This window comes from Roseateles asaccharophilus (assembly GCF_031458115.1).
GTDB classification, from domain to species: domain Bacteria; phylum Pseudomonadota; class Gammaproteobacteria; order Burkholderiales; family Burkholderiaceae_C; genus Pelomonas; species Pelomonas asaccharophilus_A.
The window spans coordinates 903,965-929,426 of sequence record NZ_JAVDXV010000001.1; the positions used below are offsets into that span (position 1 = coordinate 903,965).

23 protein-coding genes and 2 pseudogenes are annotated in these 25,462 nt (G+C 68.9%); 13 read left to right on the plus strand and 12 right to left on the minus strand.

Translation table 11 applies throughout. The annotated features are described in order from the left end of the window. Positions 1 to 20 precede the first annotated feature (20 nt). From J2X21_RS04095 to gmk, 4 genes are all read right to left on the minus strand, one after another. The gene (locus J2X21_RS04095) at positions 21 to 3,818 is read right to left on the minus strand and encodes a TonB-dependent receptor (protein ID WP_310325182.1); all 3,798 of its coding nucleotides are present in this window, start codon (positions 3,816 to 3,818) and stop codon (positions 21 to 23) included. A gap of 391 nt (positions 3,819 to 4,209) precedes the next feature. Further along, positions 4,210 to 6,483 (minus strand): RelA/SpoT family protein, encoded by a 2,274-nt coding sequence (locus J2X21_RS04100; RefSeq protein WP_310325184.1) that lies wholly within the window; start codon positions 6,481 to 6,483, stop codon positions 4,210 to 4,212. A gap of 75 nt (positions 6,484 to 6,558) precedes the next feature. Continuing rightward, positions 6,559 to 6,762: a DNA-directed RNA polymerase subunit omega gene (gene rpoZ, locus J2X21_RS04105; protein ID WP_268166323.1), complete on the minus strand. Its 204-nt coding sequence runs from the start codon at positions 6,760 to 6,762 to the stop codon at positions 6,559 to 6,561. Between the two features lie 25 nt (positions 6,763 to 6,787). Then, a complete protein-coding gene (gmk, locus tag J2X21_RS04110; RefSeq protein WP_310325188.1) occupies positions 6,788 to 7,408 on the minus strand; it encodes a guanylate kinase in 621 nt (206 codons plus the stop codon). Positions 7,409 to 7,603: 195 nt separating this feature from the next. Here gmk and J2X21_RS04115 point away from each other — a divergent pair, with 195 nt between their 5' ends. The 5 genes and pseudogenes from J2X21_RS04115 (at position 7,604) to J2X21_RS04135 (ending at position 10,899) form a co-directional block, all read left to right on the plus strand. Continuing rightward, on the plus strand, positions 7,604 to 8,716 hold the full coding sequence (locus tag J2X21_RS04115) for a sigma-54 interaction domain-containing protein (protein WP_310325190.1): 1,113 nt from the start codon (positions 7,604 to 7,606) through the stop codon (positions 8,714 to 8,716). A gap of 44 nt (positions 8,717 to 8,760) precedes the next feature. After that, positions 8,761 to 9,099: pseudogene (locus tag J2X21_RS04120) on the plus strand (MotA/TolQ/ExbB proton channel family protein); the annotation flags it as partial. Between the two features lie 3 nt (positions 9,100 to 9,102). Next, the gene (locus J2X21_RS04125; protein WP_310325193.1) at positions 9,103 to 9,519 is read left to right on the plus strand and encodes an ExbD/TolR family protein; all 417 of its coding nucleotides are present in this window, start codon (positions 9,103 to 9,105) and stop codon (positions 9,517 to 9,519) included. Between the two features lie 91 nt (positions 9,520 to 9,610). Then, a complete protein-coding gene (locus tag J2X21_RS04130; RefSeq protein WP_310325195.1) occupies positions 9,611 to 9,883 on the plus strand; it encodes a hypothetical protein in 273 nt (90 codons plus the stop codon). Positions 9,884 to 9,906: 23 nt separating this feature from the next. Next, positions 9,907 to 10,899, plus strand: a complete 993-nt coding sequence (locus J2X21_RS04135) for a sulfatase family protein (protein WP_310325456.1) — start codon at positions 9,907 to 9,909, stop codon at positions 10,897 to 10,899. Positions 10,900 to 10,918: 19 nt separating this feature from the next. Here J2X21_RS04135 and J2X21_RS04140 read toward each other — a convergent pair whose 3' ends face one another. From J2X21_RS04140 to J2X21_RS04150, 3 genes are all read right to left on the minus strand, one after another. Continuing rightward, positions 10,919 to 11,371, minus strand: coding sequence for an MAPEG family protein (locus J2X21_RS04140; RefSeq protein WP_310325197.1), 453 nt, complete (start codon positions 11,369 to 11,371; stop codon positions 10,919 to 10,921). Positions 11,372 to 11,505: 134 nt separating this feature from the next. Further along, positions 11,506 to 12,390, minus strand: coding sequence for a BON domain-containing protein (locus J2X21_RS04145; RefSeq protein ID WP_310325199.1), 885 nt, complete (start codon positions 12,388 to 12,390; stop codon positions 11,506 to 11,508). A gap of 71 nt (positions 12,391 to 12,461) precedes the next feature. Then, positions 12,462 to 12,797: a heme exporter protein CcmB gene (locus J2X21_RS04150; protein ID WP_310325201.1), complete on the minus strand. Its 336-nt coding sequence runs from the start codon at positions 12,795 to 12,797 to the stop codon at positions 12,462 to 12,464. 268 nt (positions 12,798 to 13,065) lie between these two features. On the opposite strand from J2X21_RS04150, the gene J2X21_RS04155 reads away from it, so the two are divergent. The 3 genes from J2X21_RS04155 to J2X21_RS04165 are packed head-to-tail and all read left to right on the plus strand — an operon-like array spanning position 13,066 to position 15,651. Beyond that, positions 13,066 to 13,785 carry a hypothetical protein gene (locus tag J2X21_RS04155; protein ID WP_310325203.1) on the plus strand — a complete coding sequence of 240 codons (720 nt, stop codon included), beginning with the start codon at positions 13,066 to 13,068 and terminating at the stop codon, positions 13,783 to 13,785. Positions 13,786 to 13,813: 28 nt separating this feature from the next. Next, positions 13,814 to 14,269: a hypothetical protein gene (locus J2X21_RS04160; RefSeq protein ID WP_310325205.1), complete on the plus strand. Its 456-nt coding sequence runs from the start codon at positions 13,814 to 13,816 to the stop codon at positions 14,267 to 14,269. After that, positions 14,266 to 15,651 (plus strand): hypothetical protein, encoded by a 1,386-nt coding sequence (locus J2X21_RS04165; RefSeq protein ID WP_310325207.1) that lies wholly within the window; start codon positions 14,266 to 14,268, stop codon positions 15,649 to 15,651. The genes J2X21_RS04160 and J2X21_RS04165 overlap by 4 nt, the downstream gene beginning before the upstream one ends. A gap of 8 nt (positions 15,652 to 15,659) precedes the next feature. Here J2X21_RS04165 and J2X21_RS04170 read toward each other — a convergent pair whose 3' ends face one another. Beyond that, positions 15,660 to 16,100: an ABC transporter ATP-binding protein gene (locus J2X21_RS04170; RefSeq protein WP_310325209.1), complete on the minus strand. Its 441-nt coding sequence runs from the start codon at positions 16,098 to 16,100 to the stop codon at positions 15,660 to 15,662. 102 nt (positions 16,101 to 16,202) lie between these two features. Between J2X21_RS04170 and J2X21_RS04175 the strand changes: the two genes are divergently transcribed. The 3 genes from J2X21_RS04175 to J2X21_RS04185 are packed head-to-tail and all read left to right on the plus strand — an operon-like array spanning position 16,203 to position 20,471. Continuing rightward, a complete protein-coding gene (locus J2X21_RS04175) occupies positions 16,203 to 17,225 on the plus strand; it encodes a DUF3500 domain-containing protein (RefSeq protein WP_310325211.1) in 1,023 nt (340 codons plus the stop codon). Positions 17,226 to 17,271: 46 nt separating this feature from the next. Further along, positions 17,272 to 19,389, plus strand: coding sequence for a TonB-dependent receptor (locus tag J2X21_RS04180; RefSeq protein WP_310325213.1), 2,118 nt, complete (start codon positions 17,272 to 17,274; stop codon positions 19,387 to 19,389). A 5-nt stretch (positions 19,390 to 19,394) separates the two neighbouring features. Continuing rightward, positions 19,395 to 20,471: a PepSY-associated TM helix domain-containing protein gene (locus tag J2X21_RS04185; protein ID WP_310325215.1), complete on the plus strand. Its 1,077-nt coding sequence runs from the start codon at positions 19,395 to 19,397 to the stop codon at positions 20,469 to 20,471. 180 nt (positions 20,472 to 20,651) lie between these two features. Here the strand turns inward: J2X21_RS04185 and J2X21_RS04190 are convergent. Continuing rightward, positions 20,652 to 20,981, minus strand: a pseudogene (locus J2X21_RS04190) (IS1595-like element ISPels1 family transposase); the annotation flags it as partial. Positions 20,982 to 21,098: 117 nt separating this feature from the next. On the opposite strand from J2X21_RS04190, the gene J2X21_RS04195 reads away from it, so the two are divergent. Both J2X21_RS04195 and J2X21_RS04200 read left to right on the plus strand, forming a co-directional pair. Beyond that, positions 21,099 to 22,097 carry an aldo/keto reductase gene (locus J2X21_RS04195; protein ID WP_310325217.1) on the plus strand — a complete coding sequence of 333 codons (999 nt, stop codon included), beginning with the start codon at positions 21,099 to 21,101 and terminating at the stop codon, positions 22,095 to 22,097. Positions 22,098 to 22,274: 177 nt separating this feature from the next. Continuing rightward, positions 22,275 to 22,454, plus strand: a complete 180-nt coding sequence (locus J2X21_RS04200; RefSeq protein WP_310325219.1) for a hypothetical protein — start codon at positions 22,275 to 22,277, stop codon at positions 22,452 to 22,454. Between the two features lie 4 nt (positions 22,455 to 22,458). Here J2X21_RS04200 and J2X21_RS04205 read toward each other — a convergent pair whose 3' ends face one another. From J2X21_RS04205 to J2X21_RS04215, 3 genes are read right to left on the minus strand one after another with little or no spacing between them, the layout of a single operon-like run. Further along, positions 22,459 to 23,958: a tripartite tricarboxylate transporter permease gene (locus J2X21_RS04205; RefSeq protein WP_310325220.1), complete on the minus strand. Its 1,500-nt coding sequence runs from the start codon at positions 23,956 to 23,958 to the stop codon at positions 22,459 to 22,461. 16 nt (positions 23,959 to 23,974) lie between these two features. Further along, the gene (locus J2X21_RS04210; protein ID WP_310325222.1) at positions 23,975 to 24,484 is read right to left on the minus strand and encodes a tripartite tricarboxylate transporter TctB family protein; all 510 of its coding nucleotides are present in this window, start codon (positions 24,482 to 24,484) and stop codon (positions 23,975 to 23,977) included. A gap of 8 nt (positions 24,485 to 24,492) precedes the next feature. Then, the gene (locus J2X21_RS04215) at positions 24,493 to 25,455 is read right to left on the minus strand and encodes a Bug family tripartite tricarboxylate transporter substrate binding protein (RefSeq protein ID WP_310325224.1); all 963 of its coding nucleotides are present in this window, start codon (positions 25,453 to 25,455) and stop codon (positions 24,493 to 24,495) included. Positions 25,456 to 25,462: the final 7 nt, after the last annotated feature.

Genomic DNA, 25,462 nt, shown 5'->3' on the forward strand with positions numbered 1-25,462 from the left:
GGCGTGGCTCCTGGCTTGGCTTAACGCGGGCTGCGGATGATGAAGCCCACCGTGAAGCGGCGGCCGTTGTAGCTGTCACCGTAGATGTTGGGGATGCCGTCCGCGTAGTCCTGGTAGCCACCCGTGGTCGACATCGTGCGTTCGCCGGTCAGGTTGCGCACGTCGGCGAACAGCTCCAGGCCGCTCTTGAACTTGTAGGACATCTTGGCATCGACGAAGGCCGTGCGGTTGCCAAAGATGGGCGTGCCGGGGTTGTAGCTGGTGATGCCGCTGCGCCATGCCGTGCCCACGGACGGGTAATTGAAGACGCCGACGTTGGTGGTCGTGTTGGGCGAGTACGCCCAGTAGCGCGCCGCCACCACCTGCATGGCCACGCGGGCCTGGAAGGCGCCGTCGTCGTACCACAGCGAGGCATTCCACGAATGCTTGGGCTCGCCGGCCACCGGAAGCACGTCGCCGCTGATCAGTTCACGCGTGGGCAGGGACTGCGTGGACTTGGCCTTGGTGAAGTTGGCGTCGAAGCCCGTGTAGCGCAGGAAGGACGGCAGGAAGGTGAACGCCGTCTTCATGCTGAACTCGAAGCCGCGGCGCGTGGCAGCCGGCTGGTTGTCCCAGGTGGTGTGCGAGAACTCCGTGTCGGCCAGCGACTTGCCGGTGAAGGGGTCGACGGCGTTGCTGTCCTTGAACAGCTTGACGTCGTTGCGTGACGTGATCAGCGTCGGCGCGCCGATCAGGCCGCGCTGGCGGTAGTAGGCCAGCGAGAACATCGTGTCGCGGTTGGGGTACCACTCGGCCGACAGGTTGTGGTTGACGTTGGTCTGGGGCTTGAGCGCCGGGTTGCCGAAGCGGCCGCAGCCCTGGTCCGGTTCCGAGCCGTCGTCTTCCGTCGGTGCCGAGTCGATGAACTCGTACATGTTGCAGGTGCCTTCGGGCAGCAGCTTGGACACCGGCGGGCGCGCGACCGTCTTGCCGACGCTGTAGCGCATCACCAGCTTGTCCGCGATGGGCCACAGCGCCAGGTTCAGCGAGGGCATCACGTCGGTGTTGCTGTCCTTGATCGAGACGTTGGAGGTCTGCGAGTAGACGAGCAGGCCGGCGGCGTTGTAGGGGTCCAGCGGGTTGTAGGAGGCCGGGTTGATGCGGTTCGAGCGGAAGGTCATGTAGCCCGTGCCTTCCACGTCCGTCTTCACGACGCGCACGCCGAAGTTGCCGGACAGCTCAAGGCCGAAGGGCAGGGGGCGGTCGGTGAACGGCAGGCGGTCGATCTCGAAGTCCGTCATCACGTAGGCGGCCTGCACCTTCTCGCTGAAGCGCGAGACGGGCTTGTCGTAGACCTTGCCGTCGCTGGCCGTGCAGGAACGGAAGCAGTCCAGGCGCACCGGCACGCCGGCCAGCGCGAACAGCTTGTCGATGTCCAGCTGGTTCCAGCCATTCAGCAGCGAGTCGGGGCGATCCTTGGCACCGGAGTAGAACTGTCCGGCGGGTGCCAGCGTCATGGTCTGGCGCACCAGTTCCTCGTACTGCGCGCGGGTCAGCGTGGTGGTGCCGGCCGCGACGCCGCCGATGCCGCTGTTCAGCTGGTTGTTGGGCATGTAGCCGTTCTGCGCGCAGGGCTGGCCGCCCGCGGCCAGCGAGCCGGCGGTGTTCTCGCAGCCGATGACGTTCCAGCGCGTGTTGACCTGCGGCATGTAGACGCCCGGCACGAAGCCGGCCTGGCCGTAGGTGCCCACGGGTTCCTTGATGGTGCCGCCGGCGCCGGTCCAGAAGTCACCGCGGGTGTCGCGGTACTGCACGCCGCCCTTCAGTGACGTCAGGAACGGCACCTTGTCGACGAGGTTGTAGGCCAGGTCCAGCTTGCCGTTCTTTTCGCTGTTCTCGGAGTCGAACGAGCGGATGACCTGCAGCAGCGTGTTGTTGGTGTACTGCGCGCGTTGGGCGGCGGTGTAGGCCGGCACGGTCACGGGGTTCACCGCCGATGCGTTGAACGCGGCGGACGCGACGGCCGGGTTCAGCGTCGCGTAGGCCGGGAAGTTCAGCTGGTCGTTCTGGCTGCCGTTGGGCAGCGTGAAGGCCCAGAAGCCGTTGTCCTGCAGCGTGAAGTTGCCGACGCCGTAGTTGTAGCTGAACGAGGCGCGGCGGTCGTAGCGCATGGCGGTGGACTTGCTGAAGCCGCCCATGAAGTCGGCCTTCAGGCGGCCGTTCACGTAGGCGCCACCGGCGATCAGCGTCTTGGAGTCGGTGTCGATCGTGCTGAAGATCGTGTCCGTGCCGTAGAAGCCGTTGTTGGTCGAGTAGCTGGTCACGTGGTGGTTGGCGTCCACCGTGTAGCCGGGCAGGATGCTGGTGGTCGTGCCCTGCACCAGCGGCGCGTTGTTGGCGCGCCAGGAGTAGGAGTTCGGCAGCAGCGACGCGACCGCGGTGGACGCCGGGTTCAGCGTGCGCACGTTGGTGGTCGTGTTGTCGACGAAGGTGCCGGCCGGGTTGAACAGCGGCGCGCTGCCCACGCCCAGGAAGCCCACCGTGTCATCCACGTGGCGCTTGGCCGCGCTGAGCTTGCTGTAGATGGTCAGGTTGTTGTTGACCTTGAAGTCCAGGCGGATGTCGCCGCTCTTGCGCTCGTCGTCCTGGCCGCGCAGGTTGTAGCGGAAGCCCGCCGTGTGCGACGGCGAGTAGTCGTTCCACTGGTTCAGGCAGGTGATCTGCTCGTTCTGGCGCTGCGTGTACGCGTTGGTGCGGTTGGCGCTGGCGATGGAGGCGGTCTCCGCCGCGGTCAGGTTGGGGAAGGCGGTGAAGCAGTCGGCCTTGGTCTTGGCCGCGGCCGACTTGGTCAGCAGTTCCGTCGGCGTGGCGCTGTTGAAGAAGCCGCCGCCGGTCAGGCCCGACGCCAGCATGGGCGTGTTGATCGTGTCGCCCCACAGCGTCGACGGGTTGAACGTGAAGGTCTTCTCGGGCGAGCCGTCGAAGTCCGCCATGCGCACCAGGCCTTGCTGGTTGTTCGATCCCCCCTGGGTGATCGAGTGCATCTCGTTCTTGTAGCGCGAGTAGTTCAGGTTGGTGATGACACCCAGGCGCTTGTCCAGGAACTTGTCGGCCAGCACCAGGTTGAAGTTGGGCGTGGTCTTCTTGATGAGGTCGCTCTGCGTGGCCTCGGCCTTGAACGAGTAGTAGGGCTTGTCGAAGTCCAGGCCGGTGCGGGTCTGGATGATGATGCCGCCACCCAGCGAGCCCTCGGTCATCGCGGCCGTGGAGCCCTTGATGACGTCCACGCTCTTGATCAGGTCGGACGACAGCTCGCGGAACTCCGTGCCGCGGCCGTCGCCGCCTTCGGCGCCGCGGCCCAGCAGGTTGGTGCCGGCGCCAGAGCTGACGCCCATGCCGTCCAGTTCCACGCGGGTCAGTTCCGCGCCGTTGCCGCGGATGGAGACGCTCACGCCCTCGCCGTAGTCGCCGCGGTCCAGCGCGACGCCGGCAATGCGCGAGATGGCCTCGCCGACGTTGCGGTCCGGGAATGCGCCCACGTCCTCGGCGACGATGGAGTCCTGCGCCGTGGCCGAGTTCTTCTTGCGGTTGATGGCGGACTGCTGCGATTGGCGCGTGCCGACCACCAGCACGGTCTCCAGTTCGTTCACAGGCGCCTTGGGCTTGGCCTCGGCGGGCTTGGTGGCGGCTGCTGCTGCTGCCACCGGGGCGGACGCGGCGGCGGCGGGGGCCGCGGGCGTCTGCGCCAGGGCGGCTTCATGCGCCATCAGGGCCAGGGCGAGGGAAACGGCGGCGCCGACACGGTCACGGCGCGGCGCGAAAAGGCTGGATTGGGTCACTGGAGGTCTCCGCTGCCGGTCGGGGGCCGGCCATCGTTGTAGTCAAAGGGCGATGCCCTGGCAGGCGGCCGGCCCCGCAGGTGGCAGGGCGGCAGGCCTGCACGGCGGAGATCGTTTGGGTCACCCCACCGTGGGCGTGGCGCGGACCTTACGCAGCCGGTTACAACGCGAGAAATACGATTTCGCCGTTTTCCTATATGGCGGCGGAATACCGGGGCCGGAAACAATGGTTAACCCGCGGAGGCAAACGGAAACACTCACCGCCGTGATCGGCCCCTGTGCGCGGACGCAACGGTTACGCGCGGTTCGCCGGGGCTAGGGGGGTGTTTCCAGCGTGATGACAGGTGGCCGCCGCAGGTCGGCAGCGGGCATCAGGCAGGGGCGATGACGCTCAGGCGTGGGCCTTGGCCCGCGACACCCGCTGCACGGCCGGCGCCCGGCGCAGCACCCGCAGCACGTCGGCCAAGTGCAGCCGGTCGCGCACGGCGATCAGCAGGTTCATCTCGGCCGTCTCGGCCGCATCGCTCAGCGGGGCGTCGTCGCCCATGGCGATGTGGGTGATGTCGGCCTCGGCCTGCGCGACGGCCTGGGCCACCTGCGCCAGCACGCCCTTGCCATTGGCCAGCAGCAGCGTGATGCCGGCCTCGAAGCTGCGGGTCAGCTCCTCCGCCCACTCGACGCGGATCCAGTGTTCGCTGTCGCGCAGGTACAGGCGTTTACCAACCTGGCAGTCGCAGGTGTGCACCACCAAGCCTTCGCCGCGACCCAGGTAGCCGCGCACCTCGTCGCCCGGGATGGGGCGGCAGCAGCTGGCCAGTTGCACCGACGCGCCCTCGCTGCCGTCGATGGTGATGCTGGCGGCGCTGATGGGGGCTTCGGTGAAGCGGCCCAGCGTCAGCGCCAGCGCATCGGGCTTCTGGCCTTGCTCGGCCATCAGCCGGGCCAGCTTCTTGGCGATGATGGCGGCGATCTTGCGGCCGGCGCCGATGTCCATCAGCAGCTGCTCGGTGCTGGCGGCGCCGGCCCAGGTGGCCAGTTCATGCCAGATCGGCGCGGCCGCGTCGTCCAGTTCCAGGCTGGGCAGGCCCAGCCCTTCCACGCGCATGGCCTGCGCCAGCATCTTCTCGCCCAGTTCGCGGGATTCCTCCTGCTCCAGGTCCTTCAGGAAGTGGCGGATCTTGGAACGTGCCCGGCCCGTGCGCACGAAGCTCAGCCACGCCGGGTTGGGGCTGGCGCCCGGGGCCGTGACGATCTCGACGATGTCGCCGCTCTTCAGCTCGGCCCGCAGCGGCACGGCCTCGCCGTTGACCTGCGCGGCCACGCAGTGGTCGCCGACATCGGAGTGGATGGCGTAGGCGAAGTCCACCGGCGTCGCGCCCTTGGGCAGCGCCATGATCTTGGACTTGGGCGTGAAGACATAGATCGAGTCCGGGAACAGGTCGATCTTGACGTGCTCCAGGAACTCGTTGGCGTCGCGCGTCTCGTCCTGGATGTCGATGAGGCTTTGCAGCCAGCGCGCATTGGCCTGCTGCGCGATCAGCGCCGAGGCCTGCTTGCCGCGGCTCTTGTAGATCCAGTGCGCCGCCACGCCCTGCTCGGCGATCTGATGCATGCCCTCGGTGCGCAGCTGGAACTCCAGCGGCGTCGCCAGCGGGCCCATCAGCGTGGTGTGCAGCGACTGGTAGCCGTTGTCCTTGGGGTTGGCGATGTAATCCTTGAAGCGCCCGGCCTGTGGCTTGTAGAGCTGGTGCAGCACGCCCAGGGCCGTGTAGCACTGCAGCGGTTCCTCGGTCAGGATGCGAAAGCCGAAGATGTCGCTGACCTGCGCGAAGCTCATCAGGCCCTTCTCGTGCATCTTCTTGTAGATGGAGTAGACCGTCTTCTCGCGCCCCTGCACCTCCACGCGCAGGCTGGCCTTGGCGTAGGCCGCGCGGATCTCGCCTTCGATGCGCGACACCAGGTCGCGCCGGTTGCCGCGCGCCTTGGCCACCGCCTTGGACAGCGCCGCGTAGCGCCAGGGGTGGAAGTACTGGAAGGACAGGTCCTCCAGCTCGCGGAAGGTCTGGTTCAGCCCCAGCCTGTGGGCGATCGGGGCGTAGATGTCGAAGGTCTCGCGGGCGATGCGGCGGGCCTTGTGCGGCGCCATCGCGCCCATGGTGCGCATGTTGTGCAGCCGGTCGGCCAGCTTGATGAGGATGACGCGCAGGTCGCGCGCCATCGCCAGCAGCATCTTGCGGAAGGACTCGGCCTGAGATTCCTCCTTGGTGGAGAACTGCAGCTTGTCCAGCTTGGTCAGGCCGTCCACCAGGTCGGCCGTGGTGGCGTCGAACTTCTCGATCAACTCGACCTTGGAGACGCCGCAGTCTTCCACGACGTCGTGCATCAGCGCCGCCATCAGCGCCTGGGCGTCCAGGCGCCATTCGGCGCAGATGCCTGCAACTGCGATCGGATGGGTGATGTAAGGCTCGCCGGTGGCCCGTTTCTGGCCCAGATGGGCCTCGTCGGCGAACTTGTAGGCCTCGCGTACGCGCTTGACCTCGGCCTTGCTCAGGTAGCCGAGCTTGGGCAGGAGGGCGTCAAACGAGGCAGCCTCCGCCGGCGTGGGCGGAGCCTTCTCGCGCAGCCCGGGCAGCGTGAACCAGGCAGTGAGGGAGCGTTGGGCCATGCGCCCGAATTTATCCGAAGCCAGAAAGGCAACGGGCGTCCAAGGACGCCCGTTTCAGTTTCGGAAGGAACCGATTTAGACCGGCACCTTGCGCAGCATCTCCACACCGACCTCGCCAGCGGCGATTTCGCGCAGCGCGGTCACGCCGGGCTTGTTCTTGCTCTCGATACGGGGGCTGTGACCCTGGCTCAGCATGCGGGCGCGGTAGGTCGCGGCCAGCACCAGCTGGAAGCGGTTGGGGATCTTGGTCAGGCAGTCTTCAACGGTGATGCGGGCCATGGTTTTCCTTGGGGTATTGCAACGATCAGGGCAGATCGAGCGCTTGAAAGACCGCCGAGCGGTTCCGGCGCTGAGCCGCGTATTTTAGCCGCTGTGCGTGGACGATGGTTTTCAGGTCGAAAACCGCCGTGTCGAACACCGCGTTCACGACGACGAAATCGAAGTGCCGCGCCTGGGCCACTTCCACGCGCGCCGTGTTCATGCGCTTGGCGATGACCTCGGGCGCGGTGTCGCCGCGGCGGTTCAGGCGCAGGCGCAGTTCGTCCCAGCTGGGCGGCAGGATGAAGATCAGCACCGCATAGGGGAACAGCTGCTTGATCTGCAGCGCGCCCTGGTAGTCGATCTCCAGAACCACGTCCTCGCCGTGCTGCAGGCGGTCCTCGATGCCGGCGCGCGAGGTGCCGTACAGGTTGCCGTGCACCTCGGCCCACTCGAAGAAGTCGCCGCGGTCGGCCATCGTGCGGAACTCTGCCGGTTCGATGAACCAGTACTCGCGGCCATGCTGCTCCTGGCCACGCGGCGCGCGCGAGGTGTGCGAGATGGACACGGCCAGCTTGGCGTCCAGCTCCAGCAGGGCCTTCACGAGGCTGGATTTGCCGGCGCCGCTGGGGGCGGCGACGACGAAGAGATTGCCGGGATATTCCATGGATACGTGATGCGCAGCCCTCGGTAAGAGCATGTGTGCGCCGTTGAAACCGCGACTTTATCAAGCAGTCATCGCGCATCCGGCCCGCGCTGTTGATCCGGTGTGCGAGGTTCAACACTTCGCCGCAGTGCCTGCATATGCATCTGCGCAATGAGGCGTTCACGGCGGGAAGGGCGCTGTCTAGAGTGCCGTGCAATGACACGCCTGCTCACCTTCCCCGATTCCCAGCATCAGGTCCTGTCCATCCGGGCCAAGGCGCTGGTGTTCGACGACCCGGCTTCGCGCGCGCTGCTGGCCCAGGCCGAACGCGTGGCGGCCAGCGATGCGACCGTGCTCATCATCGGCGAGACCGGCACCGGCAAGGAGCTGATCGCCCGCCACATCCACAACTGCAGCGGCCGCCGCGGGCCTTTCCTGGCGGTGAACTGCGGTGCCTTCACCGAGCAGCTGGTGGAGGCGGAGCTTTTCGGCCATGAGGCGGGTGCCTACACGGGTGCCGCCAGCGCGCGCGCCGGCTGGTTCGAGGCGGCGGCCGACGGCACGCTGTTCCTCGACGAGGTGGGCGACCTGCCGCTGTCCGTGCAGGTCAAGCTGCTGCGCGTGCTGCAGGAACGCCAGGTGGTGCGCATCGGCTCGCGCAAGCCCATCGACGTGAGGGTGCGCCTGTTGGCCGCCACCAACGTGAGGCTGGAGCAGGCCGTGGCGGCCGGCCACTTCCGCGCCGACCTCTACTACCGCCTCAGCGTCGCGACGCTGCAGCTGTCGCCGCTGGCGCAGCGGCCCGGCGACATCCTCGCGCTGGCCCAGCACTTCATCGGCGTCTACAGCAAGCGGCTGGGATTGAACGACGTGCGCCTGGCCGGCGACGCGCGCGACGCGCTGCTGGCCTACGCCTGGCCCGGCAACATCCGCGAGCTGGAGAACGTCATCCACTACGCGTTGATCATCTGCCGTGACGGTCGCATTGCGCGCGAGGACCTGCAGCTGCACGCCGTCGCGCGGCCCACGCCCTTCGCCGCGGCGCCAACGGGTGGCGACGAGCCCGAGGCGCTGGAGCGCGTCTTCGAGCGCTTGTTCGACGAGGCGCCGCACGAGCTGCATGCGCGTGTCGAGTCGGCGCTGATACGCGCCGCCTATCGCCACTGCCATCACAACCAGGTGCACACGGCAGCGCTGCTGGGCATCACGCGCAACGTGCTGCGCACGCACCTGAAGCGGCAGGGCCTGCTGCCGCCGGCGCGTGCGGCGGCGCTGCCGCAGATCACGCATGACGGCCCGCCGGCCCACCAGCACGCCGCCGCTGCATGAGCTAACGCGAAAAGCTCAGTTCCTTCGCCGCGCGCGCCTGCGCGCTGGCCACCGTGGGCTCCACTTTGCCGTTCGTGGGGCTGTTCGGCACCGTGTGGGGCATCTATCACGCGTTGACCGCCTTCGGCGTCGCCGGCCAGGCGTCCATCGACAAGGTGGCCGGCCCGGTGGGCGAGGCGCTGATCATGACGGCCATCGGCCTCGCGGTCGCGGTGCCCGCCGTATTGGGCTACAACGCGCTGCTGCGCCGCAACGCCATCGTGCTGGACGAGGTGCGTGATTTCTCCGGCGAGCTGCACTCGGTGCTGCTGGGCCACGGTCACGAAGAGCCGGCCGCCGATGCCCAGCCGCAGCCTGCCGGCCTCAGCCCCGCACTGGCCTGATCCATGGCCATCCAACTCGTCCAAGGGCCCGATGAGGCTGTCTCCACCATCAACACCACGCCGCTGGTGGACGTGATGCTGGTGCTGCTGATCACCATCCCGGTCCAGCTGCACAGCGTCAACCTCAACCTGCAGATTGCGCCGCCAACGTCGTCGCCGCCCGTGCCGCCCGAGGTCGTTCGCATCTACATCGCACCCGGCGACGTCGTGCTGTGGAACGGCGAGGCGATCACCAACGGCAGCACGCTGCGCGACCGCATGGGTGCCGCCGGCCGCCAGGACACCCAGCCCGATGTGCATGTGCGCCCGCAGCCCGGCGCGAAGTACGAGCGCTTCACCGCCGTCATGACGGCCGCCAACCAGGCGGGGCTGACCAAGCTGGGCGTGGTGGGCAGCGAGCAGTTTCTCGACAAGGAGTAGTCATCCATGAGTGCAGTCTCTTGCCCGGCGGCCTGACGCTGGACGACAGCCGCCCGGCCCCCGCCGCCTCGTCCCGCCGTCGCCGCCGCCCTTGCCGGCGCGCGCCGAGATCCTGCGTCGCCTGGAGCCGCCGGCCAGTGGCAACCGTGGCACCGGCATCGCGGTCGTCGTGGGCCTGCATGTGCTGATGGGCTGGGGCCTCAGCTCTGGCCTGGCGACGAAAGCCGTCGAGATCATCAAGAAGCCCATCGAGATGGCACTGCTGACCGAGGCGCCGCCGCCACCCCCGCCGCCTCCGCCGCCCAAGGTCGTCAAGATCGAACCCGTGCAAAAGGTGCCGCCGCCGCGCTGCCATCGCTCCTGAAGGCGCGCGGCTACCGCACGGCGCTGTTCGGCAAATGGCATTTGGGCGCTTTGCCCAAGTACGGTCCGCTGAAGAGCGGCTACGACGAGTTCTTCGGCAACACCGGCGGTGCGGTGGACTACTTCACTCACAAGGCGGGACTGGGCAAGGACCTGCCGCCGGACCTGTTCGAAGGCGAGGTGCGCGTCGACAAGGCCGGCTACTACACCGACCTCATCGCCGACCATGGCCAGGCCTTCTTGCGTCGCCAGAGCGCCGACAAGCCCTTCCTGCTGTCGCTGCACTTCACGGCGCCGCACTGGCCCTGGGAGGCGCCGGGCGACGAGCCGCTGTCGCGCCAGCTCAAGAGCCTGAACCACAGCGACGGCGGCAGCCTGAAGAAGTACGGCGAGATCGTCGGCGCGCTGGACGCGGCCATAGGCCGTGTGCTGGACACGCTGCAGTCTCAGGGTCTGGCGCAGAACACCATCGTCATCTTCACCAGCGACAACGGTGGCGAGCGCTTCAGCAACACCTGGCCCTTCAGCGGGCAGAAGTCCGAGCTGTTGGAGGGCGGCATCCGGGTGTCCACGCTGCTGCGCTGGCCGGCGCGGGTGAAAGGCGGGCAGGTCAGCGATCAGGTCGTCATCAGCATGGACTGGTTGCCCACGCTGCTCGCCGCGGCCGGCGGTGCGCCGCACGTCGACTATCCGAGCGATGGCGTGAACGTGCTGCCCCAATTGCTGGGCCAGGCCGCGTCGGTGCCGCGTCAGCTGTTCTGGCGCTACAAGTCCAACGCGCAGCGCGCGCTGCGCGACGGCGACTGGAAGTACCTGCAGATCAACGGCAACGAGTTCCTGTTCAACCTGGCGCAAGACCAGCGCGAGCGTGCGAACCTGACCGAGCGCGAACCCGGGCGACTGGACAAGCTGCGCGCGGACCGGGCGGCGTGGAACGCGGGCATGCTGCCCATCCCCGAGAAGTCGCGGAGCTACCGCATCAGCCCCAAGGCGCAGGCGGACCGGCCGGGCGCCTGAGCGGCGGCGCAACCCCTGTCTACGCCAGCGCGGACAGCTGGAAGAACCGCTCGGCGGCGAGGTAGGTGAGCCCCAGCAACGGCACGTTGGACAGCACGAAGACGACGAAGCGCACCTCGATCTTGTTCGTCAGCGCCTGCACCAGGCTGTGGACGATGCGCAGCGCCACATAGGCCCAGGCCAGCACCACCGCCGAGAACGCCGGGCTGCCCAGCAGCGCGAGTGCGAGAACCAGCGCATAGAAGACCGTGGGCTGCTCCATCAGGTGGTTGTAGTTGTCGGCCTTCCAGCGCACCTGCGGTGGCAGCGTCGACATCTGCTCGCCCCTCGGAGCCTTGGGATCGGGCTTCATGCCCATGGCGAACATGGCCGGCAGCCGGGTCGCGTACATCCACGCCCACATCACCATGGACCAGGCGGCCAGCGCAATGACGGCCCCGACGAGTTGCACGGCATGCGGGAGGTATTGCAAGTCGACTCCTGGGAGGTTCTTGAACGCCCGATGTTCTCCCGAGAGGTCATCGATGCCATCGGTGTTTCCGCAGGAGGCCAGTCGCACGAACTCCCCAATCGCCCCACATGGCTGGGCGAAGCAACAAGGGCGGCTTACTGCGGCCCGCGTGCCAATAACTGCGCCGCTTCGGATGTCATCAGCCGGTTGTCCACCGACTTCACACCCGCCTGCGATGCGGCCAGCGTGACCGCGCGGTCGCGGGCCGGTGCATCGGGCACCACGCCTTCCAGGCGCACGACGCCCTGGCGGGTGCTAACGACCAGCTTGGTGCGCGCGAAGGCGGCGTCGGCGGTCAGCGCGGCGTCCACCCGCGAGCTGACGGCGGTGTCCTCCGCGGCCGGGCCGTCCAGGCTGACCGGCGCGGCGGCGCTGGCGGGCAGCGCGGCGGACTGCACCGGCACCACCTGGCTGCCCTGGGGCAGCGTCAGCCGGTTGTCCACGCCGCGCACGCCGCGTGGCGCGGCGGCCAGCACGCTGGCGCGTTCGCGGGCCTTGGTGTCGGGAGCGGGGCCTTCCAGCCGCACGACGCCGCCCACGGTGTCCACGTTGATGCGCGACGCGCTCAACGCCGGATCGGCCGCCAGCGCCGTCTTGACCTTGAGGCTGATGCCGGCGTCGCTGATGGCGGTGCCCACGCCATCCACCGCCTGGTGGGACGCATCGGCCACGGCATGCTGGGAGTCGGTCAGCGAGCGCTGTGCCTGGCTGCCGACGGCGCGCACGTTGGCGACGGCGTCGTCCAGTTGCGTGCCGACACTGCGGGGGTCTTCCATGGTCTGCAGCGCTAGCATGGCCAGCGCCGCGCCGGTCAGCAGCGCCAGCAGCCAGCCCAGCGCGCCGGAGCGGCGGCGGGGCTCGCTGCGCACGGCGGGGGCCGGGCCTTCCGCGGGGTCTGACGCGGCGGTGCTGCGTGTGTCGCCATAAGGCGGCAGCAGGTCGCGCCAACGGCGCTTGCCGGGGCTGGTGGCTGGTGTCATGGCGGTCTCCTCGCGATCGGCGCACGCCGCTCGCGCGCTGCCTTGCCACCAGTCTGGTCAGCCGCTGAGATTCACCACGTCAGCGGTGGCAGATGCGGGCTGTAGGACAGCGCGACAGCCGGCACCGGCATGAGGGGCCGCGGCGACAGCCACCACTGCTCCAGGCTGCCGTCGGCGAGGTCTGGCGCGAACAGGCGCGGCAGCGACAACAGGCTCGCCAGCAGCGCCGCGATCCACAGCAGCCCCGGCGCCAGCTCACGCAGCCGCGCCGGGTCAGGACCGAGCGGGAACACCAACGCCACGCCGGCGACGAAGGCCAGTGGCGTCAGCCATTCGGCGGGCTGGCGCAGCAGGCCGCGCCATTCCCGCAGCGCGAGCGCTGCGGCAGCTTGAACCGCAGCGCTCATTACCGCGCCCTGCCGCTGAGACCGAGCGCAACCCCGCGGTGCTCGACCCTCAAGCCGACACACACCTCGCATGGGGAGCATGAAGGTGGAGAAGGGACTGGCTTCGCGAACATGCAGGCACTCTAGGCAGAACCCGTGTGGCGGCCAACGAAGCAAATCGACTGAGCTTCTTCAGTTGACGGCAAACGTGCTGTGCCTCGTCAACTCTGTGGTTTTCAGTCGGACGCGGTGTTCCCACACTGGCGGCACCCTTCCGCAGGAGCGCCCCATGTTCACCCGCCGCCGCACTGCCGCCTTCGCCTCCAAACCGTCCAGCGAGTGGTACAGCCTGATCGTGGTCGCCGTGCTGGTGGTGTTGCCCAGCGTGGCGCTGATGCTGGGGCTGAAGGTACTGGCGGGCCAGCCGTCGGTCGGCCTGCCGCTGCTGGCCATCTTCGGCATCGTCATCCTGTTGGGGGCGTTGGCCGTCATGTCCGCGCTGTTCTCGCGGCTGGGTCTGGCGAACTGCAGCGAGGCGCTGGGGCTGCCACCGGGTTCCATCCGCGCGGCGATCGCGTTGTCGCTGATCGTGCTGTTCGCGCTGATCGCGGTGATGCTCTACCAGTCGCTCAACGGCGGCAGCACGTTGACCGTCAGTGCCGCCGAGAAAGACCGCTTCCTGGCCGACCCGCTCATCCACGTGAGCGCCGTCACGCCGATGGCCTGCGAGCCGGGCCAAGCCGCGGACTGCAAGGACTTTCGCTACGTACTGCACCTGGAGACGCCGCCCAGTTCGGCAGCCATCGACATCGCCAAGCAGCTGCTGACGCTGATCGGCACGCTGATGACATCGGTCGTCAGCTACTACTTTGCGGCCAAGGCCTCGGAGTCGGCGATGAAGGCCGCCACCGAGGCCGTCACGGACCATGCCGCCGCGGAGACCGTCGTGCGGCAGGCCGCCCTCAATGCACCGTTGCCGGACTTGTCGAGCGACACGTCCCTGCGGTGACCTGCCATCAGCCGACCAGGAGAACACCATGCCCATCACGAAAGACCAGCGCCTGAACCTCGCCACGCTGACGTTGACCGACGGTGACGTTGTCTCGCTGAGCGTGGACGTGACCGGCGGCCCGCTGGCCCGCGTCCAGGTCATCGTCGTCGACAAGGCCGGCAACGTCGTCAACGGCGCCGGCAGCCATGGATTCGGCTCGCCGCTGACCACGGCGAATGGCGGCCGCGCCCGCTGGAGCTTCAACGTCAATGCCGACATCGCGCTGGTGAAGTGGGGCGTCGTGGCCATCCGCAGTGGCGCGAACCTCGGCGACTACACCGTCGTCTCGCGCCTCACCAGCGGCACGGGCGCGGTGCTGGGCACGGGCCGCTTCGACGCCTCCATCCCGGACGACAAGGTGAACGACGACCTGCACCAGGACGGCGTTCGCGTGGGCGTCGTCGCGGCGGCGGCGCCGTTGTCTGCGAAGGCGGCGCTGTGAAGCCGCCCGTTTCGGCGCGCAGCGGGGTGGCCTGCGCCGCGTTGCTGACCGGCATGTCGGCTGCCGCGCTCGCGCAGGAGGTGCCGTCCGGGTGGGTGGTGCAGGGGCGGCTGCAGGGCTTCGTCATCATCTGCCAGGCGCAGGCCGCCAATCCGGCCGACAGGGAATGCAAGCCCTGGCTGACGAACGAGCAGGTGGCGCAGATGGCGCAGTCGACGCAGACACCGGCGCCAGTGGTCTCGACGACGAACAAGACCAAGAACGAGACGTCGGAAAAGACAGCGGCCAAGCCGACGGCGGCCAAGGACGAGTCACCGCAGTCCGAGCTGTTCCAGCAGGTCGCGGCGAAGGCCAAGGCTGACCTGACGGTGCCGGCCAGCCCGGCGTTCGCCATCTTGGGGCTGTCCCCCGACAAGGTGCAGCGGCCGGGCCTGATCCGCGACTTCGCGGCCTCGCTGGTGCATGGGCTGTCGCCGGACGGCAAGGTGACCGACGGCGTGGCGATGGACTTCTCGCCGATGTCGCTGTTCTTCCGCGACAGCCTGCGCGGCGGCACGCTTTATGGGCCGCTGGAATCGGAGAAGCATCGTGACCTGGGCACGCGCAACTACCTGACGCGCGTGGCGGCGCGCACGACCGTGTCGCTGGCCACGACGAAGCCTGACGCCGACGGTGCCGCGCGTGCGGCATGGGGGGTCAGGATCGGGCTATGGGACCAGGCCGACCCGGGGCTGTACTACGACATCGTCGATCGCTGCCTGAAAGAAACGAAGGTTGGTGATCTAGACGCGACCGACAACCTGGACTCGAAGCCGGTGGATCTCAGCAGTTGCTATGACGCGGTTGGGAAACAGTACCCCCTCTGGGCCCAGCCGTCGCTCTACGCCGGCTTCGGCAAGTCCTGGTACACGGGCAGTGGCGCGCTGAAGGATGCGACGGCCGACGGCAAGGCCGTCTGGGTGTCTGGCTCGTACGGATTCCCTGGCGCGTCCGACGACAGCCTGCGGGTGCTGCTGCAGGGCTTCTTCAGCCGTCGCCTGGACGACCGGGCGCCCGACCCGACGGACTCGACGCGCCTGTTGAGGCAGGACAGCACCGAGGCGTCGGTGCGCCTGCGGATGGGCCGGCCCACCTATCACGCCTACGGCGAGTGGGGGCGGCGTCGGGTGAGGCTCGGCGAAACATTGACGGAGCGCTTGCGCACCATCACCTTCGGTGCCGAAATCCGCCTGCCGTTCTCCAAGGAGTCTTCCGAGTACTGGTTGCAGATTGCCAGCGTCAGGGAGCGCGGCTTCAGCAATGGCAAGGACCGCAATGCCGTCAACATGAGCCTGCGGTTCGGCATGCCTTTCCTGGAGGTGCCCGGCTCGACCGGCAAGTAGCGCCTCGCTCAGTACCCGCCGAGCCGCAGGCTGCGAACGCCACGCTTGAGCGGCAAGGCCTGGTGGCTCGTGAAGACGGCGCTGCCGCCGTCGTCCGCATGCCAGTCCAGCCGCTGGGCGAGGCGGTCGCACATGGCGGCGTCGAGCGCGGCCAGCGGCTCGTCCAGCAGCCACAGCGGCGCCACGCGGGGCAGCCATAACGATGCGAGTGCAGCGCGCCGCCGCTGGCCCTCGGACAGCTGCGCGATGCGCAGGCCCACGGCCTGTTCCAGCCCCACCGGCACCAGCGCGGCCAGCGCCTCGCCCTCGGTGCAAGGCCGGCCGGCCAGCGCTGCGCTGGAGCGCAGCTGCTCCATGACGGTCAGCACGTCGCGCAGACCCGGCTTGTGGCCGATGTAGAGCAGCTCGCGCGCCACATGCACGCGCCCCGCTCGCGACGGCGAGAACATGCCCGGCACTCTAGGCAGCCGACCCTGGGGCGCCAACGAAGCAAGACGACTGAGCTAGTGCAGTTGCTACGCTTGCGGCCTTTGCTGCCGGAGCGAGGTCCCATGCATCGCCGTTCACTGATCGCACTGGCCGGCCTGTCGGTCGTATCTGCGCTGCAGGCCCAGACCGTGGCCGCCGCCCGCCGTCTGCTCGACGCGACGCCGCCCGCGCAGCGCGGTGACCTGCTGCAGCCCTTCACCGACGCCGCGCGCAGCGACTGGCACTACACACCGCGCCGCCGCGATGGCATCGCGTGGAAGGCCATGTCGACCGCGCAGCGCGACGCGACGACGGCGCTGCTGCGCACCGCGCTGAACGAAGGTGGTTTGGACAAGGTGAGGGCGTTGATGGCGCTGGAGATCGCGCTGCGCCAAATGGAAACCTTCGGCCTGTCCCGCGATCCCGAGAACTACGCGGTGGCCATCTACGGCGAGCCCGGCGGCGAGGCCTGGGGCTGGCGCATCGAGGGCCATCATCTGTCGCTGCACTTCAGCCTGAGCGGCGATCGCTATGTGGCCACGCTGCCGCAGTTCTTCGGCGCCAACCCGGCCACCGTGCCGCGCGGCCTGAGCGGCGGCACGCCAGCGGCGGGCTTCCGGCTGCTGGGCAGCGAGGAAGACCTGGCGCGGCAGTGGCTCGCCAGCCTCACGCCGGCACAGCGCACCCGCGCGGTGTTCAGCACACGGCCGTTCGGCGACCTCGTCAGCGGCAACGCGTCGCATGCGAAGGCGCTGGACGCCGTGGGCCTGCCCTGGGCCGACATGGACGCCGGCCAGCAGGCCCAGGTGCTGAAGCTCATCGGCGCCTTCGCCGACCATCTGCAGCCCGAGCTGGCGCAGGCGCGGCTGGCGCGCGTGCGGGCGGCGCTGGACACGGTGCGCATCGGCTGGGCCGGATCGCCGAAAGCCCGCGAGCCGCACCACTTCCGCATCCAGGGCGCCAGCTTCCTCATCGAGTTCGACAACTCAGGCGGCAACCACATCCACTCGGTCTGGCGCGACTTCGACGGCGATTTCGGCCGCGACGTGCTGGCCGAGCACTACCGCAAGGCCAGTGGCAGCGGGCACCGCCACGGGCCAAAGTAGTGGGCTTGTTAAGATGAGAATAATTCTCATCTAATCCTTCTCACCCATGAACACGCGCTCTCGCGCGGCTGGCTGCGCCGGCCGGCTGCCCCTGGTTTTGTCTGTCATTTCGGCCGCCGTGCATCTGAACGCATCCGCCGCCGAGCCCAGCTTGCTGGACGCCGTGGTTGTCAAGGGTGAGCGGCAGAAGAGCTTCGCGCCCACGTCGGTGCAGGTGGGCGCCTTCCGTGACCAGGACCCGCTGGACGTGCCGCTGACGAACAACGCGATGTCGCGCGAGCTGCTGGACGCGCAGGGCGCGCAGGGCCTGTTCGACGCGCTGCGCAACACCGCCGGCGTGACGCGCTCGCAGGTCAGCGGCTCCACCTACGACAACCTGTCCATCCGCGGCATCCTGGTCGAGAACCGCGGCAACTACCGCCTCAACGGCAGCCTGCCGGTCATCAACCTGATCGACATCCCGCTGGAGAACAAGGAGCAGGTGGAGGTGCTGAAGGGCGCATCGTCCATGTACTACGGCATGGTGCCGCCGTCGGGCATCGTCAACTTCGTCAGCAAGCGCGCGGGGCTGAAGCCGGTCACGTCGCTGACCACCACGGTCAACGGGCACGGCGGCGTGAAGGCGCATGTGGACGTGGGCCGGCGCTTCGGCGGCGGCGACGCGATGGGCCTGCGCGTGAACGCCACGGCCAGCCGCGAGGAGAACGGCATCCGCAACTACGAGGGCAAGCGCGGCCTGCTGGCGGCGGCCTACGACTGGCGCGCAACGCCTACCGCCAACTTCAAGCTGGACCTGGAGCACTACCGCAAGAACGTCAGCGAGCAGGCCGCCATCACGCTGCCGGCCGCGGTCGCCGGCGTCGTCAACCTGCCGCGCGTGCCCGACAACAAGACCAACCTCGGCGCCGACTGGGCGCGCTACGACGCGCAGGCCACCAACGCGCTCGCGCGTGGCGACTTTGCGCTGGGCGACGCCTGGGTCGTCAGCGTGGAGACCGGCCGCGCCAAGACCAGCCGCGACCGCGTCTACACGACCTTCCAGAACTACAACAACGACACCGGCGCGGGCCGCGTCAACGTGTCGGTGCTGAAGGGCCAGGCCTACACCAACACCAACCACCGCGTGGAAGCCATCGGCCGCTTCGACACCGCCGGCCTGCAGCACGAGCTGACGCTGGGTGCCAGCTACAACCGCCGCGAATCGGCTGGCTGGCGCAGCGGCAGCGCGCAGGCAGCGCAGAACCTGTACGCGCCGGTGGACATCGCCGAGGTGAACCCGACGCTGGCGCAGGCCGGCTATCCGTCCGAGATCCGCGACCGCGGCCTCTATGTGTACGACCGCATCGCCATCGGCCGCGAGTGGCAGCTGCTGGGCGGCCTGCGCCAGACCAGCTACCGCAGCGTGTCGCGCAACGCGACCACCGCCACCAGCTACACGGCCGACAAGGTCACGCCCAACGTGTCGCTGATGTGGAAGCCCGTCGCCGACCTCAGCGTCTACGCCAGCCTGCTGCGCGGGCTGGAGGAAACCGGCACGGCGCCGCTGTCGGCCAGCAATGCCGGCGAGGTGCTGGCACCGGCCGTCAACAAGCAGGCCGAGATCGGCGTGAAGGCGCGGCTGATGAAGTCCGTGATGCTGCAGACGGCGCTGTTCGAGATCCGCCGGCCGCAGACCACCACCATCAGCGGCGTGTTCCAGGTCGGCGGCCTCAGCAGCTATCGCGGCCTTGAAGCCTCGGCCAGCGGCGAACTGGGCCGCGACCTGTCCATCGTCGCGTCCGCCGTCGTGCTGGATGCCGAGATCTCCAAGGTCGGCACCAGCAACGCCGCCGAGCTGGGCAAGACGCCCGAGAACACACCCAAGCAGACGCTGAGCCTGTTCGGCGAGTACCGCCTGCCGCAGGTGCCGGGTCTTGCCTTCAACGCGGGCGTCTACCGCGTCGGCAAGCGCGCGGTCAACAACAGCAACCAGGGCTGGATCCCGGCCTACCAGACCGTGTCGCTGGGCGCGCGCTACCAGACCCAATGGGCCGGCCAGGGTCTGAGCCTGCAGGCCAACCTGGAGAACGCCGCCGACAGGGACTACTGGAGCACCGCCGGCAACGGCCTGCTGGGCGTGGGCGCGCCACGCACGCTGCGCGTGACGGCCAAGCTGGACTTCTGAGCGCCATGGCGCTGCCGACCTTGCGTGCTGGCTGGCTCTGGCTGCACCGCTGGACCGGTCTGACGCTGGGCCTGCTGCTGGCACTGGCCGCGCTGCTGGGGGCCCTGCTGACCGTGGCCCGTCCGCTGGACCAGATGGCCCATGCGCAGCTGTTCCGCGCGCCGATGCCCAGCGCCGCGCCGGCGGCGCTGGAGCCGCTGCGCCAGCGCGTGGCCGCCGAGTTCGGCCCGCAGGCCACGCTGACACTGCGCCCGCCGCGCGAGGCGGATGAAACCTTGCGGGTGCTGGTCAAGAGCCCGGCCTGGGAGGGCACGCTCTACATCGACCCGGCCAGCAGCGCCGAGCTGGGCCGCCGCGGTGAGGCCGAGGGCTTCGTCAACCTCGTGTTCGAGCTGCACAGCGCGTTGCTGCTGGGTGACACCGGCAAGGCGGTGCTGGCGAGCGTGTCGCTGGCCTATCTGGCGCTGCTGGTGACCGGCCTCATCCTGTGGTGGCCGCGCACGCGGGCGCAGTGGCGCCATGCATTTGGCCTGAAGCTGGACAAGGGCGCCACGCGCGCGCTGTTCGACCTGCACCGGCTGGGCGGCACGGTGCTGGGGCTGGCGATTGCCGTGTCCGCCGCCACCGGCGCGTGGATGGCCTGGCGGCCGCTGGCGCAGTGGGTCAGCGGACTGGCCGGGCAGGCGGCCGTGAAGCCGCCCAAGGTCGGCAAGCCGCAAGGCCCGCGGCAGACGCTGGACGACATCGTGGCCACCGCGCGGGCGCGGTGGCCCGGCGCGATGGTGGGCTATGTGCAGCTGGGCGCGGGCGACGACAAGCCTGTGCGCGTGCGCTTCAAGGTCACCGACGACCCGCATCCCAACGGCCTCAGCTCGGTCTGGCTGCACCCGGTGGACGGCCGCGTGCTGCTGCAGCGCCGCTGGAGCGAGCTGGATACCGGCGGCCGCGCGACGGCCTGGATCTATCCGCTGCACACCGGCGAGCTGGGCGGCGTGCCACACATCGTCGCCACCGGCGTGTCGGGGCTGGCCTTGTTCGGGCTGGGGTTCAGTGGCGTCTGGCTGTGGTGGCGGCGACGTTAAGGAATTCTTCACGGTCGCGAGATTCGCTCGCGAGATTGATTGATGAACCGCTTCCAATCGGGTTAATCTAGCCCCGTACCGTTTGTCTCCTCCACTTGCCCTGCAGTGGATTCCACCCCTCGGCCGCCCGGCGGTCGAGGGGTTTTTTCTTGGCTCTTTGCGCATTGTTTGGTGACGAGCTCAAGCACCGATAGCCAAAGCTAGGAATGGCGCGGGCTGGCGAGGAGATTGGGCTGACCGGTCCAGGGCGCGGAACCAGCCCAGGTAGCTGGCCAAGTACGAACTGGCCACACCGTTGAAGCGGCGAATGCAGTTCTTGAGCCTGGCGTGATACGCGTTGGCGTTCTGGATGTGCCAAGCGCCTTGCACGCGCTGCCCCTTGGAGAGGTTCAGCGCATGGTGCTCGACGCCGAGATGCCGGGCCGCCGCGCCCAGCGAGCCGCTGCAGTCCGTACAAAGCACGACGTCAGGGGCCAGCACCGGGCCCAGCACTGCGATGGTCGCAGCCTGGCAACTGCTTATGGCGCCCGGTCACGGCTTGGCGGCCCGTATCTTTCGGCGCCGGGCATTACATCGAGGTACCGGCCTACGATCGCTGTGCAATCCCGCCGCTGACCGCGCCTCCCCATGAGCTACACGCCCGCCCCCCAACGCTACGAGCGCCAACCCTACCGCCGCAGTGGCCGCAGCGGCCTGCTGCTGCCCACGCTGTCGCTGGGCCTGTGGCACAACTTCGGTGATGTGGACCGCTATGACACGGCACGCGAGATGGTGCTGGGCGCCTTCGACCGCGGCATCACCCACTTCGACCTGGCCAACAACTACGGCCCGCCACCCGGCTCGGCCGAGACGACGATGGGCCGCCTGCTGCGCGAAGACCTGGCCGCCTACCGCGACGAGCTCATCATCTCCACCAAGGCCGGCTACCGCATGGGCCCCGGCCCGTATGGCGAATGGGGTTCGCGCAAGTACATGCTGGCCAGCCTGGACGCCAGCCTGAAGCGGTTGGGCCTGCCGTATGTGGACATCTTCTATTCCCACCGCCCCGATCCCGACACGCCGCTGGAAGAAACCATGGGCGCACTGGACTTCGCCGTGCGCAGCGGCCGCGCGATCTACGCCGGCCTGTCCAACTACTCAGTGGAGCAGACGCGCGAAGCCAGCGCCATCCTGCGCCGGCTGGGCACGCCCTGCGTCATCCACCAGCCGCGCTACAACATGATGGACCGCCGCATCGAAGCGGGCCTGCTGGACACGCTGGCCGACGAGGGCATCGGCTGCATCGCGTTCTCGCCGCTGGCGCAAGGAATCCTGACCGAGCGCTATCTCGCTTCGGCCATTCCGGCGGACTCACGTGCGGCCAAGGGCGGCTTCCTGAAAGCCTCCGACATCACGGCCGGCCGCCTGGCGGTCGTGCGGGCGCTGAAGGAACTGGCCGATGCGCGTGGGCAGACGCTGCCGCAGCTGGCATTGAGCTGGGTGTTGCGGCATGCGGGCATGACGTCGGTGCTGGTGGGGGCGAGCCGGCTGGCGCAGATTGACGATGCGCTGGGGGCGGCGAATGGGGCGGTGTTGACGGATGCCGAGCTGGAGACGGTTGAGGCGGCATTGCGGTTGGAGCAGTAGGTGGCTTGACGCTCGCGTCCGCCGCGGCGGGGCCGGCAGGCGTGGCGTCGGCGGAAACCTATCTGGGTTTTGAGCGCACCAAGGGTTTCTTGTCGGCCGACGGCGGCCTGCGCCGCGCACGCGACCATGTCTACACGCCGATCGCCAGGCTGCGCGAGAGTCAGTGGACGCAGGCCGGTGCGTTTTCGCGTGCGCATCGACGGCCAGCCGCCGGGCGCGGACCGGGGTTGGGACACCGACGCCAGCGGCCTGGGCCGCATCGACGGGCATCGGCTGTACCAGCTGGTACGCCAGACCCGGGGTGCGGCCGAGCGCAGCTTCGAGATCGAGTTCCTCGACGCCGGCGCGCGCGCCTAAGCGTTCACGTTCGGCTGAGGCGCCGCTGCTGTTGCCAGCGCCACGCGCGCGGCAGCAGCAGCACGGCGGCCAGCAGCACCAGCAGGCCCAGCGACAACGGCCGCTCGACGAACACGCTCCAGTGGCCGCTGCCGATGGACAGCGCATTGCGCCCCTGCGCCTCGGCCAGCGGGCCCAGGATCATGCCCACCACCACCGGCGCGGTCGGGAAGTCGAAGCGCCGCATCACCACGCCCAGCAGGCCCAGCGCCAGCATCACGTAGAGGTCGAACGCGCTCTGGCGCATGCCGTACACGCCCACCGTCGCGAAGATCAGGATGCCCGCGTACAACTGCGGGCGCGGGATCTTCAGCAGCTTGACCCACAGGCCCACCAGCGGCAGGTTCAGCACCAGCAGCATCACGTTGCCGATGTACAGCGACGCGATCAGCGCCCACACCAGCGTGGATGACGTTGTGAACAGCTGCGGGCCGGCCTGGATGCCGTAGTTCTGCAGCGCGCTGAGCAGGATGGCCGCCGTCACCGACGTGGGGATGCCCAGCGTCAGCAGCGGCACCAGCGTGGCCGTCACGGCCGCGTTGTTGGCGGCCTCGGGGCCGGCCACGCCCTCGATGGCGCCGGTGGTCCCGAACTCGTCCTTGTGCTCGCTGAGCTTGCGCTCGGTGGCGTAGCTCAGGAAGGTCGGGATCTCCGAGCCGCCCGCCGGAATGGTGCCGAACGGAAAGCCGATGGCCGTGCCGCGCAGCCACGCCGGCCAGGAGCGCTTCCACTCGCGGCGCGTCATGTGCACGCTGGTCAGCTTGTTCAGGTCCTGCGTGCTGCGGCCCTCGTACAGCGCCGTGTACAGCGTCTCGCCGACGGCGAACAGCCCCACGGCCACCAGCACGGTCTCGATGCCGTCCATGAACTCGGGCACGCCGGCCGTGTAGCGCACCTGGCCGGTGATCTGGTCCAGCCCGACCAGACCCAGCGCCAGGCCGATGAACAACGACGTCATGCCGCGCAGCGTGCTCTTGCCCAGCACGGCGCTGACGGTGGTGAACGCCAGCAGCATCAGCAGGAAGTACTCCGGCGGGCCCAGCGTCACGGCGAAGTCGGCCACCACCGGTGCGAACAGCGTGACCAGCACGGTGGCGACGGTGCCCGCTACAAAGGAGCCGATGGCCGCCGTGGCCAGCGCGGCGCCGGCGCGGCCGTTGCGGGCCATCTTGAAACCCTCCATCGCCGTGACCATGGTGCCGGTCTCGCCGGGCGTGTTCAGCAGGATGGACGTGGTGGAGCCGCCGTACATCGCGCCGTAGTAGATGCCGGCGAAGAAGATCATCGACGCCGTGGGTTCCACCTGCGACGTGATGGGCAGCAGCATGGCCACCGTGACGGCGGGGCCCAGGCCCGGCAGCACGCCGATGGCGGTGCCGATGACGCAGCCCAGGAAGGCCCACAGCAGGTTGATCGGCGTGGCGGCGGTGGCGAAGCCGCCCATCAGTTGGGTCCAGAGATCCATCATGGCTGGTGCCCCTTCACAGCCAGCCGCTGGCCGTCAGGCCCGGCAGGTTGATGGCCAGCAGCTTGGTGAACAGCCAGAACACCGGCGCCGCGATGGCGATGCCGGTCAGCAGATCGATCAGCCCTCGCTTGGCGCTGCCGCCCGCCTTGCCCTCGCCGATGCGCAGGCCGCGCACGGCCAGCGCAAAGCACAGGCCGCACGCCAGGATGAAGCCCAGTGTCGTGATCAGGCTGGCGTTGGCGATGACGCCGGCCACCACCCAGGCCACCGCGCGCCAGTCGCCGCTTGCGGCGCCGGACGGCGCCTCCAGCTCGCGGAAGCCGCCGCGGCGCGCCTCCCACACCAGCCAGCCGCCGCACAGCATCAGCACGACGGACACCAGCCAGGGCAGGGCGTTCGGGCCCACACCGGCGTAGCCGGCATCGGACGGGATGGCCGTGGCGCCGAACGCCATGACGGCGCCGACGACAAGGACGCCGGCGCCCACCAGCGCCTGGCTGGATGTGGAAGGGGTACTGCTCATGGCCGGCCTCAGATCATTCCGCTTTTCACCATGATGGCCCGCAGCGTCGCGAACTCACGATCGACAAACGCGTCGAATTCGGGCCCAGCCAGCAGCGCGGGCGTCCACCCGTTCTTTTCGATGGACTCCGCCCAGCTCTTGCTCTTGGTGGCCTGCACGACCAGCTCCGTCAGCGTCTTGCGCTGCTCGGCGCTGATGCCCGGCGGCGCGTAGACGCCGCGCCAGTTGCCGATCTCGACGTTGATGCCCAGCTCCTTCAGCGTCGGCGCGTTCAGACCCTTGATGCGGGCGGGCGACGTGACGGCGAGCGCGCGCATCTTGCCGCTGTCCAGGTAGGGTTGGAACTCGCTGAAGCCGCTGCCGCCTATGGTGACGTTGCCGCCCAGGATGGCCGCCGTGGCCTCGCCGCCGCCGCGGAAGGGCACGTAATTGATCTTGGCCGCGTCCACGCCTACCTCGCGCGCAATCATGGCCGCGGCGATGTGCTCGGTGGCGCCACGCGAGCCACCGCCCCACTTGACGCTGCCGGGGTCCTTCTTCAGCTGGTCGACGACGTCCTTCATCGTCTTCAGCGGCGAGGCCGCGTGAACGACGTAGACGTTGTACTCACTGATGAGCCGCGCGATGGGCGTGGCCTGCGTCAGGCTCACCGGCGGCTTGCCGGTGATGATGCCGCCCAGCATCACGGCGCCCATGACCAGCAGCGCATGCGGGTCGCCCTTGCTGGCGTTGACGAACTGGGCCAAGCCCAAGGCACCGGCCGCGCCGCCCTTGTTCTCGTACTGCACGCTGGACGCAAAGCCCGCGTCCTGCAGCGCCTTGCCGAAGGCGCGGCCGGTGGTGTCCCAGCCGCCGCCGGGGTTGGCGGGGATCATCATCTTCATGGGCACGCCGGCCGCGCTGGCCGTGAGGGGCAGCGCGCCCGTGGCGGCCAGCGCGGCCAGGGACTTGAGGAAGGTATCGCGACGCATGCTTGTC